The sequence below is a fragment of the Streptomyces sp. NPDC025784 genome, from assembly GCF_055558435.1.
Map to the genome: position 1 here is coordinate 711,623 of NZ_JBVHMN010000001.1, position 15,992 is coordinate 727,614.

Here is a 15,992-nt window from a genome sequence, read left to right on the forward strand (position 1 = left end):
CCGACCACCCCTTGAAGGGCCATATCTCGCCACGCGATGCTGTCCGGATGCCCGCCTTTCCCTGGGAGCCGCTCCCGTCGGATTCCTGCTCCCGGCCCTTGCAGGTACGAGGCGCCTCCGAGCAGGACCTGAACGCACTCCACCATCTGGACGCGGAGTTGTTCCCGGATTTCACGTACCCCTACTTCGTCCTGCGCCAACTCCTCGACGTGTACACCGAGGACTTTCTCGTGCTCGACGACGGCTCGTCCCTCTGCGGATACGTACTGAGCGCGACGGCACCGGACCGTCAGAAGAGCTGGGTCATGGGCCTGGGCGTCACGAAGAATCTGCGCGGGCAAGGGCTGGGGCGGCGGCTCATGGGCGAAGCACTCGACAGGCTGCGCCACCATGGCGTGCCCGAGGTGTGGATCAGCGTCGAGCCCGCCAACGACACCGCGATCGCGTTGTACAGATCGCTGGGCTTCGTGCACCAGCGTTCGGGGAAGGGCTACTTCGGCCCGGGCGAGGACCGGCTCCTGATGATGCTGCGCCTGTGACGCGGAGACAGAGCGCTCACCGGTCCACCGACACCAGCCCCGCCTCGTACGCGATGATCACCAACTGGACGCGGTCCCGGGCGTCCAGCTTGGACAGCAGACGGGTGAGGTACGTCTTCGCCGTGGCCACGCTGATGAAGAGCCGCTCGGCTATCTCGGTGTTGGACAGGCCCGTTCCGACCAGGGTGAGGACCTCGCGCTCCCGGTCGGTGATGCCCTTCAACTCGCGTCGCGCCCGCGCCTGTTCGGGGCGGAGCGCGGTGAAGTCGCGGATGAGACGGCGGGTGACGCCGGGTGCGATCAGGGCGTCGCCGGCCGCCACGACGCGGACGGCGCCGATGATGTCGTCCAGCGCCATGTCCTTGACGAGGAAGCCGGACGCGCCCGCGCGCAGCGCCCCGTACACGTAGTCGTCGTCGTCGAACGTGGTGAGGACGACGACCCTGGACTCCCCGCCCCCGGCGGTGATCCGGCGCGTCGCCTCGATGCCGTCCATGCCCGGCATGCGGATGTCCATGACGACGACGTCGGGGCTCAGTTCGGCCGTCAGGGTCACCGCCTCCTCGCCGTTCGCGGCCTCGCCCACCACCTCGACGTCCTCGATGTCGGCGATGACCATGCGCAGGGCCGTGCGGATGAGCTGCTGGTCGTCGGCGAGGACCACGCGGACCGGCATCAGGGAGCCACCGCCGCGGCGGGGAGCGGAAGGCGGGCCGTCACCCGGAAGCCGCCCTCGGGCCTGGGTCCGGCGCTGAACTCGCCGTGCAGCAGGGCGACCCGCTCCCGCATGCCGAGGAGGCCGAAGCCCGTGTCGGTGGCGCCGCCGCGGCCCCGGCCGTCGTCCGTGACGTCGACGACGACCTCGTCGTCGCGATGGTCGACGGTCACCCGGCAGGCCGTCGTGCCCGCGTGCCGTACGACGTTCGTCACCGACTCCTGGACGATCCGGAACACGGACAGGTCGATGTCCGCGGGGAGCGGACGCGGCTCGCCCCGCCGACTGACCTCCACGCGCACCCCCGCGGCCGTCGTGACGGCGGCCAGCCGGTCGAGGTCGGCGAGTCCCTCCGCGGGGCGCAACCGCGATGCCTCCTCGTCCGGGGACGGACCGGCGCCGGGGCTCCGGGACCGGTCGGCCTCGCGCAGCGCGACCAGCATGCGCCGCAGCCCCGCCAGGGTCTCGCGGCCCGCCGTCTCCACCGCCGTCATCGCCTCGCGCGCCGCGTCCGGCCGGGTGTGGACGACCCGGGCCGCCGCCCCGGCCTGGAGGGCGACGATGCCGATGCTGTGCGCGACCATGTCGTGCATCTCGCGGGCGATGCGCAGACGTTCGTCGGTGACGGCCTGGGTGGCGGCACGCACACGCAGCATCTCCGCGTACTCGCGGGTGCGGCGCGAGGCGTCCCCGAGCAGCCAGGAGACCACGGCGGTGAGCGCCACGGTCAGCCCCGCCAGCGTGCCGACGCCCCATCCGCACGCGAGCCGCACCGCGAGCCAGGCCACCAGCACGGCGAGGGACATGCCGAGGGCGACGACACCGGTCCGGCGCGGACGGCCGGCCGCGATGAAGTAGAGCGCGAGGTCGACGGCGAGGAACTGCGCCAACTGGATCGCCCCGACGGCCAGGTTGGTCGTCACGAAGGCCGCCGCCGCCAGCAGCAGGGCGAGGGCGGTCAGCGGCCGGCGGGACAGCTGACGGCCGGCCACCAGGGCCAGCGCGCAGGCGATCGCCAGGAGCAACAGGCCGTCCCAGCGGAAGAACTGGGCCGCGACCTGCTCGCTGGGGGCCTCCTCTCCGGGCAGCCGCAGGCGTGCGAGGAAGGTGAACACGGCGCTCGCGCACCAGGCCACGGCCACCCAGGCACCGGGCGGCACACGCTTGAGCAGGGGAAGGGGCGGCGTCACGTGCATGCGGTGATCGTAGGTGTGCGCCGTGCCCGCGGGCATCGTCCCGGGGACGTACGACCAGGGTCGGCATCCGCGCCCGGGCAATGTCCCCGCGGGGCCGATGCCCCCGGCCCCGCCGCGGCGGGACGGTGTCCTCGTGATCGAAGTCGATGAACTGACCAAACGTTACAAAGGCACCACGGCCGTGCGGCAGTTGTCGTTCCGGGTGCGCCCGGGGCACGTCACCGGGTTCCTCGGCCCGAACGGCGCGGGCAAGACGACGACCCTGCGCATGCTCCTCGGCCTGGTCGCCCCGACCAGCGGCACCGCCACCGTCGACGGACGACCCTTCCGGGAGCGGCCGCGCGGACTGCGGCACGTCGGCGCGCTGCTCGACGCGGGCGACGTGCACGGCGGACGCAGTGCGCGCGCCCATCTGTCGGCGCTGGCCCGCGGCAACCGCATCCCCTCCGCGCGGGTCGACGAGGTGCTGGAGGAGGTGGGGCTGTCGGGCCCCGCGGCCGGGCGCCGCGTCGATGGATACTCCCTCGGCATGAAGCAGCGCCTCGGCATCGCGACGGCGCTGCTCGGCGACCCGCCGGTGCTGCTGTTCGACGAACCGCTCAACGGCCTCGACCCGGAGGGGGTTCGCTGGGTGCGCGGACTCTTCCGGCGGCTCGCCGCCGAGGGCCGCACGGTCTTCGTCTCCAGCCACCTCATGTCCGAGATGGAGAACACCGCCGACCAGCTGATCGTCATCGGCCGGGGCGAACTGATCGCCGCGGAGAGCCTGACGGACTTCGCCGCACGCGGCACCCGGCTCACCGTGACGGTCCGCACCCCCGACACCGGACGGCTGGCCGCCGTGCTGTCCGCCGAGGGGGCGGCGGTCGCGCCGTACGACGAGCGGACCCTGAAGGTGACGGCCCTGAGCGCGGCCCGCATCGGCGAACTCGCCTTCGACCACCGGATCCTGCTCGAAGAACTGACCCCGCAGGCCGCTTCCCTGGAGGCCGCGTTCATGGAACTGACCGCCGACAGCGCCGAATTCCTCGCCGGAGACGCCCGATGACGACCCTCGCCCCGCCCGCCGCCCGGTTCACGGACCTCCTCGCCGCCGAGTGGATCAAGATGCGGTCCCTGCGCTCGACGTACTGGGCGCTCGGCGTCGGAGCGCTGGCCGTCATCGCCTTCAACGCGAACGCGGCACGGGTCGACGCCGGCGACCACCCCCGCTTCGACCCGTCGCAGCGGGACAGCGTCGTCGAACTGGCCCTGCGTGACGCGTTCACCGACGGCTCCGCGATGATCCTGCTCCTCGCCGTGGCGAGCATCGGCGCGGTCACCGTCGTCGGCGAGTACGCGACGGGGATGATCCGTACGACGTTCGCGGCGGTCCCCGACCGGCGGGCGGTGATGGCGGCGAAGGTGGCGCTGGTGGCGGCCGTCATGACCGTGTACGGCGTGCTCGTCGCGGGCGTCTCCTTCGCCTCGACCCAGGCGATCCTGTCCACCCGGGGCGCCGGCGTCCCGATCGGTCACCCCGGTGCCTTCCGCGTCGTCGCCGCGTCCGCGCTGCTCGCCCCCGTCGGCGCGCTGGCCGGCATGGCCCTGGGCGCGCTGATCCGGCACAGCGCGACCACGATGGTCGCCACCACCGCCGTGCTCCTGCTGATCCCCGCGTTCATCACCGACCGCTACCGGTGGACGGCCGCCGTCCGGCACGCCCAGCCCGTCAACGCCTGGTCACGGCTGGTCGACATCGACTACGGACACAGCCCGTACACGCTGGTCCCGCGGTACCAGGCGACCGTCGCGGGCGGCTGGACCACCTACGCGGCGTGGGCCGCGGTGGCCGCGGTCGTCACCGTGCTGTCGGTGGACCGCCGCGACGTGTGAGCCGGGCGCGGGCGGGCCGCGGCGGGACGGGGTCGGCGAAGCGGCGTACGTAGCGGAGCTGCCACGGTGTCTCCACGGCGTGCCGGTCGTAATGACGGCGCACGTAGTCCACGGCCTCGTGGGGCGGTACGCCGTCGAGGACCGCGAGGCAGGCGAGGGCCGTGCCCGTGCGGCCGCGGCCGCCGCCGCAGGCGATCTCGACGCGGCCGGTCCCCGCGCGGTGCCAGGCCTCGGTGAGGACGGTGCGGGTCTCCGCGCGGTCGGCGGGGAGGCGGAAGTCCGGCCAGCGCAGCCAGTGCGCGTCCCAGGGGGGGTCGGGGGGCCGCTTGCCGAGCAGGTACACGCCGTACGTCGGCTGCGCTCCGTCCGGTGCCGGACCGTGGCGCAGCGCCCTTCCCCGCACCAGTCGGCCGGAGGGCAGCCGCAGCACGCCGGCGCCGTCCGGATCCCAAGTCCCTTCCATGCGGCCCAGCCTAGGCGCGCGGGCGGTCACCGGCGGGGTTCTCGCCCCCTCCGCCCCTGCCCGTCCCTTGTCCCTGGGGGCTCTGCCCCCAGACCCCCGATCGGCCTGGACGGCCTCGTCCTCAATCGCCGGACGGGCTGAAATCAGCCCCTCCGGCGTTTGAGGAGCGGGGTCCGGGGCGGAGCCCCGGGTACGGGACGGGTAGGGGCGGCGGGGCGAAGAACGTTGTTGCGAGCGTGCAGCACCCGCTGGGCCGGGAGCGGAGTCCCGGGGGCGAGGCGGGGCGGAGTCCCGGGGTCAGCTCACGCCTCGGGTGGCCTGGGCGGCGCGGGACTCGATGCCGCGGAAGTGATCGGCCATCGCCCGCTGCGCGCCCTCGACGTCCCGGGCACGCAGCGCGGTGACGATGTCGCGGTGGCGGCGGACGGTCACCTCGGGCGCCGGGTCGTCGGTCCAGCCGCGTACCCCCGCGACCCGCCGGAAGACGGTCCAGAAGGCACCGAGCAGCTGCGGCACCAGCGCGTTGCCCAGCGACGCGTACAGCAGCTCGTGGAACTCGCGGTCCAGTTCGGGGAAGGGCACGCCCTCGCGCCCCGCCTCCTCCATCCGGGCCACGACCTCTTCGAGCCGGTCGAGTTCCTCCTCCGAGAGCGTCGCGGCGACCCGGCGGATCAGCCCCTCCTCCAGTACCTCGCGGACCTGGAGGATCTCCGCGAGCGCACCCGTCTCGTCGTCCAGCTGGGCGAGCGTGCGGAAGGTGAGGCCGTCGACGAGGGGCGTCAGGGAGGCCTGGCCGACGTAGGTGCCGTAGCCGTGCCTGATCTCGACTATGTCGAGCGCCTGGAGAGCCTTGAGCGCCTCGCGGACGGAGTTCCGGCTCACGCCGAGATCGGTCATCAGCTCGGTCTCGGTGGGCAGCGCCGCCCCAGCCGGAAGCTTGCGGTCGAGGATCAGCTGCATGACCTCGCGCTGGATCTGACTGCTCACCCGGCGCTCGGGCCGGCGCCGGTACCCGCTCTCCTCTGACATGCGCCGCATCGTACGCTCGCTGGACATCGGACGTCCCACCTCCGGGCTGATTAAACGCCAACTAGCCTGATTCACACCGTCATTGGTCGTACCTGTGGAAGATACGCCATTCGTGTGCGATCCCTTGACCGTCTTCACGGGCCCTCCTATGGTCACGCTGCCCCCCATGACGTAGGACGTCGTATCTCCCACCCGCTGGACCACTCCTTGCTGGAGGAACCGTGCGCGACGTGACCCACACTCCGGCGCTGCACCGCCGGTCGTTCCTGAAGTACACCGGCTCACTCGGCGCGGCCGCCGCCCTCTCCTCGTCACTGGCGGCCTGCTCGTCCGGGCCGGAGTCCACGAACGACACCGGCGACGGGGGCGGCGGCAAGGACGCCACCCTGACGGCCGTCATCGGCTACGGCAACGACGGCAGCTGGGACCCCACCCAGACCGCGTCCGCCTTCTGCATGGCCGCCAACAACCACATCTACGAGGGCCTGCTCGACACCGACCCCATCTCCCGGGAGCCGTACGCCGCGCTCGCCACCGAGGTGCCCTCCGACCTCGGCGGCACCTCCTGGAAGTTCACGCTGCGGGCGGGCGCCACGTTCCACGACGGCAAGCCGGTCACCGCCGACGACGTGGTCTTCGTCTTCGACCGCATCCTCGACCCGAAGACGCAGACCCTCGCCAAGGGCTTCTTCGCGAGCTGGCTGAAGGAGGTCCGCAAGATCGACGCCCAGAACGTCGAGCTGGTCCTCAAGTTCCCCTTCCCCGAGGGGATTTCCCGGCTCACCCTCGCGAAGATCATGCCGAAGCACGTGTTCTCGCAGCCGGGCGCCTGGGACGACGCGATCAAGGGCAAGGCGATCGGCTCGGGGCCGTACCGGCAGACCGCGCACCACCCGAAGTCGAACACCACCTTCGAGGCGTTCGCCGCCTACAACGGCCCGCGCAGGCCCGCGTTCAAGAAGATGAACTGGCTGACCATAGTGGATGCCGCACCCCGCGTCGCCAAGATCTCCGGGGCGAGTGCCGGCGCGCAGATCGCCGACAACATCCCGTACGCCAACATCGAGCAGCTCAAGAGGGGCGGCATGGACGTCCAGGGCGGCGCGGGCATGAACAACCTGTTCCTCATGTTCAACACCAAGCACAAGCCCTTCGACGACGTACGAGTGCGCCAGGCGCTGCACTACGCCATCGACACCGACAAGATGGTGGAGGTCGCCCTCAAGGGGCACGGCAAGCCGTCGTCGTCGTTCCTCAACGAGGCCAACCCCTCCTACCGGCCCGCGAAGACCGTCTACGGGTACGACCCCGAGAAGGCCAGGAAGCTGCTGGAGGAAGCCGGGGTCAAGGGCCTGAAGATCGAGATCCTGGCCGTCAACGTCAGCTGGATCGTGGACTGCCTGCCGACCGTCAAGGCGTCCTGGGACGCCATCGGCGTGGAGACCACCCTGGCCCCGCAGGAGACCACGGCCGTCTTCACCAAGATGGACCAGAAGCAGGACTACCAGGTCGTCGCCGCCGCCTCGAACCCCAACCAGTTCGGCCTCGACGCCGACCTGATCATGCACTACAACTACGGCCCCGAGAACCTCTGGATGGGCTACGCCCGCTGGGCCGGCGACCCCGTCGCCAAGAAGCTCTTCAAGGACATGGACCAGGCGACGCAGGAACCGGACGCCGACAAGAAGAAGACGATGATCCAGGACTACATCGACATCGTCGCCGAACAGGCCGTGCTCTACCCGGTCGTGCACAACGAGCTGATGACGGCGTGGAACGCCGAGCGGCTCACCGGGATAAGGGCGCAGCCGTACCCCGGCATCAACCTGCTCCAGGCCAAGTGGGTCTAGGCGACGGAGGAGTCCGTACGTGGTCGCCATCACCAGGATCCTGCTGCGCCGCGTCGCGCTGCTCGTGCCGCTGATGCTCGGGATCGTCCTGTTCGTGTTCCTCGTGATGCGGTTCTCCGACGTCGACCCGGCGTCGGCGTTCTTCCAGGGAGCCAACCCCACCCCGCAGCAGCTGCACGACTTCCGGGAGCAGAACGGTCTGCTCGATCCGCTCCCGGTCCGCTACGCCCATTTCGTCGGGGACCTCCTCCACGGCGACATGGGCACCAGCGCGCTGACCCGCGCCCCGGTCCTCGAACAGGTCACCACCGCGCTGCCGCTCACCCTCCAGCTCACCTTCCTCGGGCTCGGCATCGCGGTGGTGCTCTCGCTGCTCGGCGGGGTGACCGCCGCGATCTACCGGGACCGGCTGCCCGACCAGATCATCCGCGTGGTCTCCCTGACCGGTGTCGCGGCGCCGGGCTTCTGGCTGGCCCTGCTGATGATCCAGTACCTGGCCGTCGACCAGGGCTGGTTCCCGACCGGCGGCTACGTCAACCCGGCCGACTCGCTCGGCGGCTGGCTGAAGACCATGACCCTGCCCGCTCTCGCCCTGTCGCTGCCCGTCGCGGCCCAGCTCACCCGCATCGTGCGGACCTCGGTGGTCGAGGAACTCGACAAGGACTACGTGCGCACCGCCGTCGGCAGCGGTCTGCCGCCCCGCGTGGTCGTCGGCCGCAACGTGCTGCGCAACGCCCTCGTCAACCCGCTCACCGTGCTGGGCCTGCGCGTGGGATATCTGCTCGGCGGTGCCGTCGTCATCGAGACGATCTTCTCGCTGCCCGGCATGGGGAAGCTGATGATCGACGCCGTCAAGAACGGCGACCCGGCGGTCGTGCAGGGCGTCGTGCTGACCACCGCCACCGGCTTCGTGGTCGTGAACCTCGTCATCGACATCCTGTACCTGCTGGTCAACCCACGGCTGAGGGGCGCGACCTGATGCTCACCCGCAAGAACCTCACCGACGTCCTCGCCCGGCCCGGCATCCGGCTGCGCGGCCCGCGCCGGCTGCCGCTGCTGTCGAAGGCCGCCGTCTGCTTCCTCGCGGTCGTCGTCCTGACGGCCCTGCTCGCGCCGCTGCTGGCACCGGACGACCCGCTGGACCAGCAGCCGCTCGCCGGCGGCACCGGGCACCCCTCCGGCGCGCACTGGATGGGCCAGGACAGTCTCGGCCGCGACATCCTCAGCCGGCTGATGTACGGGGCGCGCTGGTCCCTCGCGATCGGACTGGGGGCGACCGCGCTGGCCCTCGTCGTGGGAGCGCTCCTCGGCGCCGTGGCCGCGACCTCGCGCAAGGCCGTCGACGAGACGCTGATGCGCTGCCTGGACGTCGTGATGGCGTTCCCCGGCATCGCGCTCGCCGCCGTCCTCGTCGCCGTGTTCGGCGGCGGCATCACCGTACTGATCTGCGCGATCGCGTTCCTGTTCACCCCGCCGGTGGCCCGTGTCGTCCGGGCCAACGTGCTCGACCAGTACGGCGAGGACTACGTGACCGCCGAGCACGTCATCGGCGCCCGCACCCCGCACATCGTCGTCCGGCACGTCGCCGTCAACTGCGCGGCTCCCGTGCTGGTGTTCTGCACCGTGCAGGTCGCCGAGGCCATCGTCTTCGAGGCGTCGCTGTCGTTCATCGGGGCGGGCGTGCGGCCCCCGGACCCGTCGTGGGGCAGTGTCATCGCGGACGGCAAGAGCATGGTCCTGACCGGCGGCTGGTGGGCCACCGTCTTCCCGGGCCTGCTGATGCTGATCACCGTGCTGTCGCTGAACATCCTCTCCGAGGGGGTCTCCGACGCGTGGGCGGCCCCGGCTGCCAGGGACGTGGAGGTCCCCGGGGCGGGCGACCGGCTGGAGGCGCCCGAGCCCGGCAGCGGCGAGGTCCTCGCCCTTCCCGGCCTCGCGGAGGCCGCCGCGCGGCTGCGCGCTCGGGCCCGCCCGCTGCCGGCCGGCGGACAGCCGGTGCTCGCCGTGGAGAACCTGGCCATCGGCTTCGACGCCCGCCACGGCGGTGTCGACATCGTCGACGGCATCAGCTTCGAGGTGCGGCCCGGCGAGGTGCTCGGCCTGGTCGGCGAATCAGGCTGCGGCAAGTCGCTCACGGCGCTGACGATCATGGGGCTGGAACCCCGGGGCGCCCGCGTGCGGGGCCATGTCCGGTTCGGCCAGCGGCAGTTGATCGGCGAGCCGATGCGGGTGCGGCGCCGGCTGCTGGGCCACGAGATGGCCATGGTGTACCAGGACGCGCTGTCGTCCCTGAACCCGGCCATGACGATCAGGGCACAGCTGAAGCAGGTGGTGCGGCGCGGCGGCAAGCGCTCGCCCGCCGAACTGCTGGAACTGGTCGGCCTGGACCCCGAACGCACCCTGCGCAGCTACCCCCACGAGCTGTCCGGCGGCCAGCGCCAGCGCGTCCTGATCGCGATGGCCCTGTCCCGCAGCCCCCGGCTGATCGTGGCCGACGAACCGACGACGGCGCTGGACGTGACCGTGCAGGCGCAGGTCGTCGAACTGCTGCTGCGACTGCGTGCGGAACTGGGTTTCGCGCTGATCCTCGTCTCGCACGACCTGGCGCTCGTCTCCGCGGTCACCGACCGGGTGATCGTGATGTACGGCGGGCAGATCGTCGAGACCGGGGTGACCGCCGACCTCGTGGAGGCCCCCGCGCACCACTACACGCGCGGGCTGCTGGGCAGTGTCCTGTCCCTGGAGTCGGCGGCCGAGCGGATGACGCAGATCAAGGGGGTCGTGCCCTCCCCCGCCGACTTCCCGGCCGGCTGCCGCTTCGCCGACCGCTGCCCGCTGGCGAGCGAGGTGTGCCGGACGACGGCCCCGGGCCTGCTGGGCACGCCCGCGCACACGGCCGCCTGCCATCATCCGGCCGTCGACCTGGTCACCACGGAGAGCGAGGCGGTCAAGTGAGCACGCCGGCAGAGCGGTCCGTCCGGCCGATCGTCGAGCTGGCCGACACGCACGTCGTCCACAAGGCCCGCAGCGGCGGGCTGTTCACCCGGGACAGGGTGTACGCGCTGACCGGCGCCGACCTCACCGTCGCGCCCGGCGAGACGGTCGGCGTGGTCGGCGAGTCCGGCTGCGGCAAGTCGACGCTCGCGAAGGTCCTGGTCGGTGTGCAGCGGCCGACCTCCGGCAGCGTCACCTTCGAGGGCCGGGACCTGTGGGCCATGGGCCCGGCCGAGCGACGCACCGCGGTCGGCGGCAGCACCGGCATGATCTTCCAGGACCCCTCGACCGCGCTGAACCGGCGGCTGACCGTACGGCAGACGCTGCGCGACCCCCTGGACGTGCACCGGCGCGGCACCACCGCCGCGCGCAACGACCGGGTACGGGAGCTGATGGCACTCGTCGGGCTGCCGCGCGCCCTCGGGGACGCCCTGCCGGGCCAGCTGTCCGGCGGCCAGCGCCAGCGCGTCGCCATCGCGCGGGCACTCGCCCTGGACCCGGACCTCGTCGTGGCCGACGAGCCGACGAGCGCGCTGGACGTGTCGGTGCGCGCACAGATCCTGAACCTCCTCCTCGACCTGAAGGAACGCCTCGGTCTCGCCATGGTGTTCGTCTCGCACGACATCCAGACGGTCCGGCGGATGAGCGACCGGGTGATCACGATGTATCTCGGCCGGATCGTGGAGGAGTCGCCCGCCGGCGAGGTCACCGACCGCTCACGGCACCCGTACACGCGGGCACTGTTCTCCGCGACCCCCGGGCTCCTCGACCCCATCGACCCCATCCCGCTGGCCGGTCCCGTCCCTTCCGCGACCCGGCCGCCCAGCGGCTGCCCGTTCCGCACCCGCTGCTGGCGGGCGGACGACGTGTGCGCGGACACGATGCCCGGACCCACGGCCGCGTCGGTGCCGGGGCACCGCTTCCGGTGTCACCATCCTGTGGAGGAGGGCCGGTCGACGCGCGCCCTGGTCGCGCAGGCCGAGTCCGCCGCCCCGGCCACCGCCGAGGCCGACGTCCCGTACCAGCAGCACATCAGGGAGCCTTCATGACCGTCCCCGCCCCGCTGACCGGTGTCGTACCGCCCGTCTGCACCCCCCTGACACCGGAACGCGAGGTGGACGTCCCCTCGCTCCTCAGGCTCGTCGACCATCTGATGGAGGGGGGTGTGCACGGACTGTTCGTCCTCGGCTCCACCTCGGAGGCGGCCTTTCTGACGGATCCGCAGCGCCGTCTCGTGGTCGAGACCGTGGCCGGCCACGTCGGCGGCCAGCTGCCCGTCCTCGCGGGCACGATCGACATGACCACTCCGCGGGTCCTGGCCCATGCCGCCGCCGTCACCGCCGCCGGGGCCGACGCGATCGTCGCGACCGCGCCCTTCTACACCCGCACCCATCCCGCGGAGATCGCCCGCCACTACCGCGTGATCGCCGAGCGGACGGACGTGCCCGTCTTCGCCTACGACCTGCCCGTGTCCGTCCACACCAAGCTGAGCGCCGAGCTGCTCCTGGAACTCGCCGCCGACGGGGTCCTCGCCGGGGTCAAGGACTCCAGCGGGGACCTCGGCGCGTTCCGTTCCGTCGTCACCGGTGCCCGCGCCCACCCCGACATCCGCGGGTTCGCGCTCCTCACCGGGTCCGAGCTCGTCGTCGACTCGGCGCTCGCCCTCGGTGCGGACGGCGCGGTGCCCGGTCTCGCGAACGTCGATCCCGAGGGATACGTGCGGCTGTTCCTGCGGTGCGGTGAAGGGGACTGGGCGGGGGCGCGGGTCGAACAGGAGCGGCTGTGCGCGCTGTTCGGCCTGGTCGGCGTCGGAGACCCCGCCCGGATGGGCGGGAGTTCCTCGGCGCTCGGTGCCTTCAAGGCGGCGCTGCACCTGCGGGGCGTCATCGCGTGCCCCGCCACGGCCGAGCCGCAGATCCCCCTCTCCGAGGGCGAGACCGAGCACGTCGGCAAGTACCTGGCCGCAGCAGGCCTGTTGTAGTGACGTTCGCCCGCCCCGGAGCCGCTGCCCGTCCGGCGTCCGAGGAGCGTGGCCCAGGGCGGGAACGCCTACCCCAGCAGGTCGCCCACCGGTACCCGGCAGAACTCGATCGTGTCGTACGTGCCCGTCGTCCCGGTCTCGTACAGGAGCCCCACCCGGCGCGGGCCGAGCTGGACGAGATCGGAGTACGCGGCCCGCAGGGTGGAGAGGGTGAGCGCCTTGGTGAAGGTCGCGCCCGCGTCCGTGCTGCGCCACACCGCCATCGTCTGCCGGGCGTTCGGTACGGAGGGGCCGCTGAAGAGGAGTGGGGCGCCCCGCCCGCGGAGCTGGAGGACGGCGCCCTGGACGACGGGGACGTCGTCCAGGGCGGGCTGGACGGCGTAGGGCCGGTCGAGGGTCTCGGCGCCGTCGCCGGAGTAGGAGTCGAGCCGGTTCCCGGTGCTCGTGCCGTTCTGGTCGCGCGAGGTGAAGTACACGCGCCCGTCGGGCAGTTCGGCGGCCATGCTCTCGTTGGAGTTGACCACACCGTCGTAGGAGTCGTCGACGAAGCCCAGCTCCCAGGTGGCGCCGCCGTCGTCGCTGTAGAGGGCGTGGGCGCCGTAGTACTTGGCCTCCTGTCCGGTGTCGGCGGAGCCGGCGGGCGGGGCGGCGGAGTGGTCGGCGGGGACGACGAGGCGCCCGGCGTGGGGACCGTGCCGGAGGGCGATGGCGTGCCCGGGGCCGGTGGCGTACCACCGCCAGCCGGGCAGTTTCGTGTCCGCCGTGATGTCCCTCGGGGCGCTGAAGTGCCGGCCGTCGTCACGGCTGGTCTGCACGAAGACCCGCCGGCTCTGCTCCGCGGTGACCTCGCCCCGCATGATCTGGGCCTCGGTCACGGCACCGCTGTTGTAGGACGTGAGGAGGACGATCCGCCCGGTCCTCGGGTCGACGACCGGCGCGGGGTTGCCGCGGGTGTCGCCGTCCCCGGAGGCCACCACCTGGAGCGGGCCCCAGGTGCAGCCGCCGTCGGCGGAGCGTCTGAGGACGACGTCGATGTTCCCCGTGTCACCCGCGCCGTTGTGTCTTCCCTCGGCGAAGGCCAGCACGGTGCCCTCGGCGGTCGTGACGGTCGCCGGGATGCGGTAGGTGTCGTAGCCGTCCAGGCCCGCGGTGTACGGCACGGAGGTCGTGCAGCCGCGGGGGGCGAGCGGAGCGGCGGTGGCGGTGCCCGTGACCACGAGGGCGGCGAGGAGTCCGGCGGCTGCCGCCGACGCGGCCGTGCGGCGGGTGAAGGTCATGACACTCCCTGGGGATGGATCGGACCACAGTGGACATGGGACGTGTGACATGGGATGTCCACAGAACGTAGTGCGCCCGGAGCGTCGCGACAACATCCGTGTACACACGGCGTGTTGACGTCGCGTCAGTCCACACGTACCGCGCGCCGCGGGAGCGGCGCGACGTCAGTCCAGGTCCGGGGCGCCGGGGGTGACGAGGCCCGACTCGTACGCGACGATCACCAGCTGGGCCCGGTCGCGGGCGCCCAGCTTGCCCATGATGCGGCTGACATGGGTCTTCGCGGTGAGCGGGCTGAGCCCCAACGCGCCCGCGATCTCGGCGTTGTTGAGGCCGCGCGCGACCAGTGTCAGCACCTCGCGCTCACGGTCGGACAGGCCGTCGGGGCCGCCCACCGACGGCGGGGACAGCGCCGGGCCGCGCAGGAAGCGCGCGATCAGCCGGGCGGTCGGGCCGGGCGAGAGCAGTGCCTCGCCCGCGGCCACCGTGCGGATGGCGTCGAGGAGTTCGGCGGGCCTGGTGTCCTTGACCAGGAAGCCGGAGGCGCCCGCGCGCAACGCCTCCGCGATGTGCTCGTCGGTGTCGTACGTGGTGAGGACGAGGACCCGTACGTCGGCCAGGTCCTTGTCGGCGGCGATGAGACGGGTCGCCTCGATGCCGTCCAGGTCGGGCATGCGGATGTCCATGACGATCAGGTCGGCCCGGACGCTGCGGGCCAGCTCCACGGCCTCCCGTCCGGTGGCCGCCTGGCCGACGACCTCCATGTCGCGCGCCGATTCGACGAGCAGGGCGAACGCGGCCCGTACGAGGGTCTGGTCGTCGGCGAGGAGTACCCGGATGGTCATCGGCACTCTCCTTCCGTGAGCCCGGACGTCCGCACGGGGGCCGGTCCGGGCGCCGGACGCGCGGCGGCACCGCTCCCCAGCGGCAGCATCGCCGACACCGCGAACCCGCCGCCCTCGCGCGGCCCGGCGTCCAGGGTTCCGCCCACGCTGCGCACCCGCTCCCGCATCCCGACGAGCCCGAAACCGGGCGGGGCGCCCGGGGCGCCCACGCCGTCGTCGGTGACCGTCACGCGCAGCGCCCAGTCCTCCGCGTACAGGCGGACGCGGACGCGCGCGCCGGGGCCCGCGTGCCGGACCGCGTTGGTGAGGGCCTCCTGCACGACGCGGTAGGCGGCGGCGCCCACGGCGGACGGGACGCCGGCCGCCGGGGCGGCGACGTCCGCCGTCACCCGGGCGCCCGCGGTGCGTGCCGCCGCGACCAGGTCGGGCACGCCGTCCAGGCCGGGCAGCGGGCCCCGGCCGTCGCCGCCGAGCTCCGAGGCGCGCAGCACCTCCAGCGTGGTGCGCAGTTCACCGCGGGCGGTGCGGCAGGTCTCGGCGATGTCGTCCAGGGCCTCGGCGACCGCCGTGCGGTCGAGGCGGTCGGGGTCGGCGGTCAGGACGTGCGCGGCGACGGCGGTCTGCACGCCGATCAGCGTGATGCTGTGGGCGAGCAGGTCGTGCAGGTCCCGGGCGATGCGCAGGCGTTCCTCGGCGACCCGGCGGCGCGCCTCCTCCTCGCGGGTGCGTTCGGCGCGTTCGGCGCGTTCGACGACCGAGGAGACGTACTGGCGGTGCACGCGCACATAGCCGCCGCAGAGCAGCACCGCGACGATCCAGCCGGCGATCCGCAGGCTCTCGGCGACGCCCGCCATGCCGTCGGAGGTCTTCAGCGCGACCATGGTGCCGATGACCGAGACCCCGGTGAGCACCGCGCGCAGCGGCCGGCCGGTCGCCGCCACGGTGTAGAGCGCGACGAGTGTGGCGCCCAGCGGTGCCGTGTGGTTGTAGTCGTGCGCGTGGTACGTCGCGATGACGGGGACCATGACGCACAGCACCAGCAGGGGCGCCCGGCGGCGCCACACCAGCGGGACGTGGGCGAGGAGCAGCAGGGTCCAGCCGAGCGCGTCGGGCCGCCGGTGGCTGTCCGGGAGGGCCAGGCCCAGCGCGACGGCGAGGACGGCGAGCCCGGCGGCGCGGCAGGCGTCGTTGCGCACCGCGTGCGGGGACGGGCCGCCGGACATGCGGGCG

Annotated in this window: 15 protein-coding genes; 8 read left to right on the forward strand and 7 right to left on the reverse strand. The window is 72.7% G+C overall.

All coding sequences use genetic code 11. From position 1 onward, the window contains the following. Window positions 1-47: 47 nt before the first annotated feature. Entirely contained in the window at window positions 48-539 is a 492-nt protein-coding gene (locus ACZ4IF_RS03135; RefSeq protein ID WP_467559040.1) for a GNAT family N-acetyltransferase, read from the forward strand. Between the two features lie 16 nt (window positions 540-555). Here the strand turns inward: ACZ4IF_RS03135 and ACZ4IF_RS03140 are convergent, their stop codons facing one another. Beyond that, entirely contained in the window at window positions 556-1,215 is a 660-nt protein-coding gene (locus tag ACZ4IF_RS03140; RefSeq protein ID WP_467559042.1) for a response regulator, read from the reverse strand. Further along, window positions 1,215-2,450 (reverse strand): sensor histidine kinase, encoded by a 1,236-nt coding sequence (locus tag ACZ4IF_RS03145; RefSeq protein ID WP_467559044.1) that lies wholly within the window; start codon window positions 2,448-2,450, stop codon window positions 1,215-1,217. Before ACZ4IF_RS03145 ends, ACZ4IF_RS03140 begins: the two co-directional genes overlap by 1 nt. Before the next feature lie 133 nt (window positions 2,451-2,583). Here ACZ4IF_RS03145 and ACZ4IF_RS03150 point away from each other — a divergent pair, with 133 nt between their 5' ends. Together ACZ4IF_RS03150 and ACZ4IF_RS03155 are read left to right on the forward strand one after the other, a co-directional pair. Continuing rightward, window positions 2,584-3,498: an ATP-binding cassette domain-containing protein gene (locus tag ACZ4IF_RS03150; RefSeq protein WP_467559046.1), complete on the forward strand. Its 915-nt coding sequence runs from the start codon at window positions 2,584-2,586 to the stop codon at window positions 3,496-3,498. Beyond that, a complete protein-coding gene (locus ACZ4IF_RS03155; protein WP_359487404.1) occupies window positions 3,495-4,325 on the forward strand; it encodes an ABC transporter permease in 831 nt (276 codons plus the stop codon). The genes ACZ4IF_RS03150 and ACZ4IF_RS03155 overlap by 4 nt, the downstream gene beginning before the upstream one ends. Here ACZ4IF_RS03155 and ACZ4IF_RS03160 read toward each other — a convergent pair. After that, on the reverse strand, window positions 4,291-4,788 hold the full coding sequence (locus ACZ4IF_RS03160; RefSeq protein WP_467559048.1) for a protein-tyrosine phosphatase family protein: 498 nt from the start codon (window positions 4,786-4,788) through the stop codon (window positions 4,291-4,293). The two genes, ACZ4IF_RS03155 and ACZ4IF_RS03160, sit on opposite strands and share 35 nt — an antisense overlap. A 297-nt stretch (window positions 4,789-5,085) precedes the next feature. Further along, on the reverse strand, window positions 5,086-5,826 hold the full coding sequence (locus ACZ4IF_RS03165) for a FadR/GntR family transcriptional regulator (RefSeq protein ID WP_345644101.1): 741 nt from the start codon (window positions 5,824-5,826) through the stop codon (window positions 5,086-5,088). A 212-nt stretch (window positions 5,827-6,038) separates the two neighbouring features. Between ACZ4IF_RS03165 and ACZ4IF_RS03170 the strand changes: the two genes are divergently transcribed. From ACZ4IF_RS03170 to ACZ4IF_RS03190, 5 genes are read left to right on the forward strand one after another with little or no spacing between them, the layout of a single operon-like run. Continuing rightward, window positions 6,039-7,667 (forward strand): ABC transporter substrate-binding protein, encoded by a 1,629-nt coding sequence (locus tag ACZ4IF_RS03170; protein WP_467559050.1) that lies wholly within the window; start codon window positions 6,039-6,041, stop codon window positions 7,665-7,667. A 19-nt stretch (window positions 7,668-7,686) separates the two neighbouring features. Beyond that, window positions 7,687-8,646 carry an ABC transporter permease gene (locus ACZ4IF_RS03175; protein ID WP_359487398.1) on the forward strand — a complete coding sequence of 320 codons (960 nt, stop codon included), beginning with the start codon at window positions 7,687-7,689 and terminating at the stop codon, window positions 8,644-8,646. After that, window positions 8,646-10,622, forward strand: a complete 1,977-nt coding sequence (locus ACZ4IF_RS03180) for a dipeptide/oligopeptide/nickel ABC transporter permease/ATP-binding protein (protein ID WP_467559052.1) — start codon at window positions 8,646-8,648, stop codon at window positions 10,620-10,622. The genes ACZ4IF_RS03175 and ACZ4IF_RS03180 overlap by 1 nt, the downstream gene beginning before the upstream one ends. Then, a complete protein-coding gene (locus tag ACZ4IF_RS03185; RefSeq protein WP_467559054.1) occupies window positions 10,619-11,710 on the forward strand; it encodes an oligopeptide/dipeptide ABC transporter ATP-binding protein in 1,092 nt (363 codons plus the stop codon). The genes ACZ4IF_RS03180 and ACZ4IF_RS03185 overlap by 4 nt, the downstream gene beginning before the upstream one ends. Then, window positions 11,707-12,642 (forward strand): dihydrodipicolinate synthase family protein, encoded by a 936-nt coding sequence (locus ACZ4IF_RS03190; RefSeq protein ID WP_467559056.1) that lies wholly within the window; start codon window positions 11,707-11,709, stop codon window positions 12,640-12,642. The genes ACZ4IF_RS03185 and ACZ4IF_RS03190 overlap by 4 nt, the downstream gene beginning before the upstream one ends. Before the next feature lie 68 nt (window positions 12,643-12,710). Here the strand turns inward: ACZ4IF_RS03190 and ACZ4IF_RS03195 are convergent, their stop codons facing one another. The 3 genes from ACZ4IF_RS03195 to ACZ4IF_RS03205 form a co-directional block, all read right to left on the reverse strand. After that, window positions 12,711-13,919 (reverse strand): sialidase family protein, encoded by a 1,209-nt coding sequence (locus ACZ4IF_RS03195; protein ID WP_467559058.1) that lies wholly within the window; start codon window positions 13,917-13,919, stop codon window positions 12,711-12,713. A gap of 165 nt (window positions 13,920-14,084) precedes the next feature. After that, window positions 14,085-14,762 carry a response regulator gene (locus ACZ4IF_RS03200; protein ID WP_467559060.1) on the reverse strand — a complete coding sequence of 226 codons (678 nt, stop codon included), beginning with the start codon at window positions 14,760-14,762 and terminating at the stop codon, window positions 14,085-14,087. Next, entirely contained in the window at window positions 14,759-15,985 is a 1,227-nt protein-coding gene (locus tag ACZ4IF_RS03205) for a sensor histidine kinase (protein ID WP_467559938.1), read from the reverse strand. Before ACZ4IF_RS03205 ends, ACZ4IF_RS03200 begins: the two co-directional genes overlap by 4 nt. Between the last annotated feature and the right edge of the window lie 7 nt (window positions 15,986-15,992).

What these genes read in the sequence shown, in the direction of transcription:
- ACZ4IF_RS03195 (WP_467559058.1), bottom strand. Translation starts at nt 13,919, where the DNA reads ATGACCTTCACCCGCCGCACGGCCGCGTCGGCGGCAGCCGCCGGACTC.
- ACZ4IF_RS03200 (WP_467559060.1), bottom strand. Translation starts at nt 14,762, where the DNA reads ATGACCATCCGGGTACTCCTCGCCGACGACCAGACCCTCGTACGGGCC.
- ACZ4IF_RS03140 (WP_467559042.1), bottom strand. Translation starts at nt 1,215, where the DNA reads ATGCCGGTCCGCGTGGTCCTCGCCGACGACCAGCAGCTCATCCGCACG.
- ACZ4IF_RS03135 (WP_467559040.1), top strand. Translation starts at nt 48, where the DNA reads ATGCCCGCCTTTCCCTGGGAGCCGCTCCCGTCGGATTCCTGCTCCCGG.
- ACZ4IF_RS03190 (WP_467559056.1), top strand. Translation starts at nt 11,707, where the DNA reads ATGACCGTCCCCGCCCCGCTGACCGGTGTCGTACCGCCCGTCTGCACC.
- ACZ4IF_RS03180 (WP_467559052.1), top strand. Translation starts at nt 8,646, where the DNA reads ATGCTCACCCGCAAGAACCTCACCGACGTCCTCGCCCGGCCCGGCATC.
- ACZ4IF_RS03165 (WP_345644101.1), bottom strand. Translation starts at nt 5,826, where the DNA reads ATGCGGCGCATGTCAGAGGAGAGCGGGTACCGGCGCCGGCCCGAGCGC.
- ACZ4IF_RS03205 (WP_467559938.1), bottom strand. Translation starts at nt 15,985, where the DNA reads ATGTCCGGCGGCCCGTCCCCGCACGCGGTGCGCAACGACGCCTGCCGC.
- ACZ4IF_RS03155 (WP_359487404.1), top strand. Translation starts at nt 3,495, where the DNA reads ATGACGACCCTCGCCCCGCCCGCCGCCCGGTTCACGGACCTCCTCGCC.
- ACZ4IF_RS03145 (WP_467559044.1), bottom strand. Translation starts at nt 2,450, where the DNA reads ATGCACGTGACGCCGCCCCTTCCCCTGCTCAAGCGTGTGCCGCCCGGT.
- ACZ4IF_RS03160 (WP_467559048.1), bottom strand. Translation starts at nt 4,788, where the DNA reads ATGGAAGGGACTTGGGATCCGGACGGCGCCGGCGTGCTGCGGCTGCCC.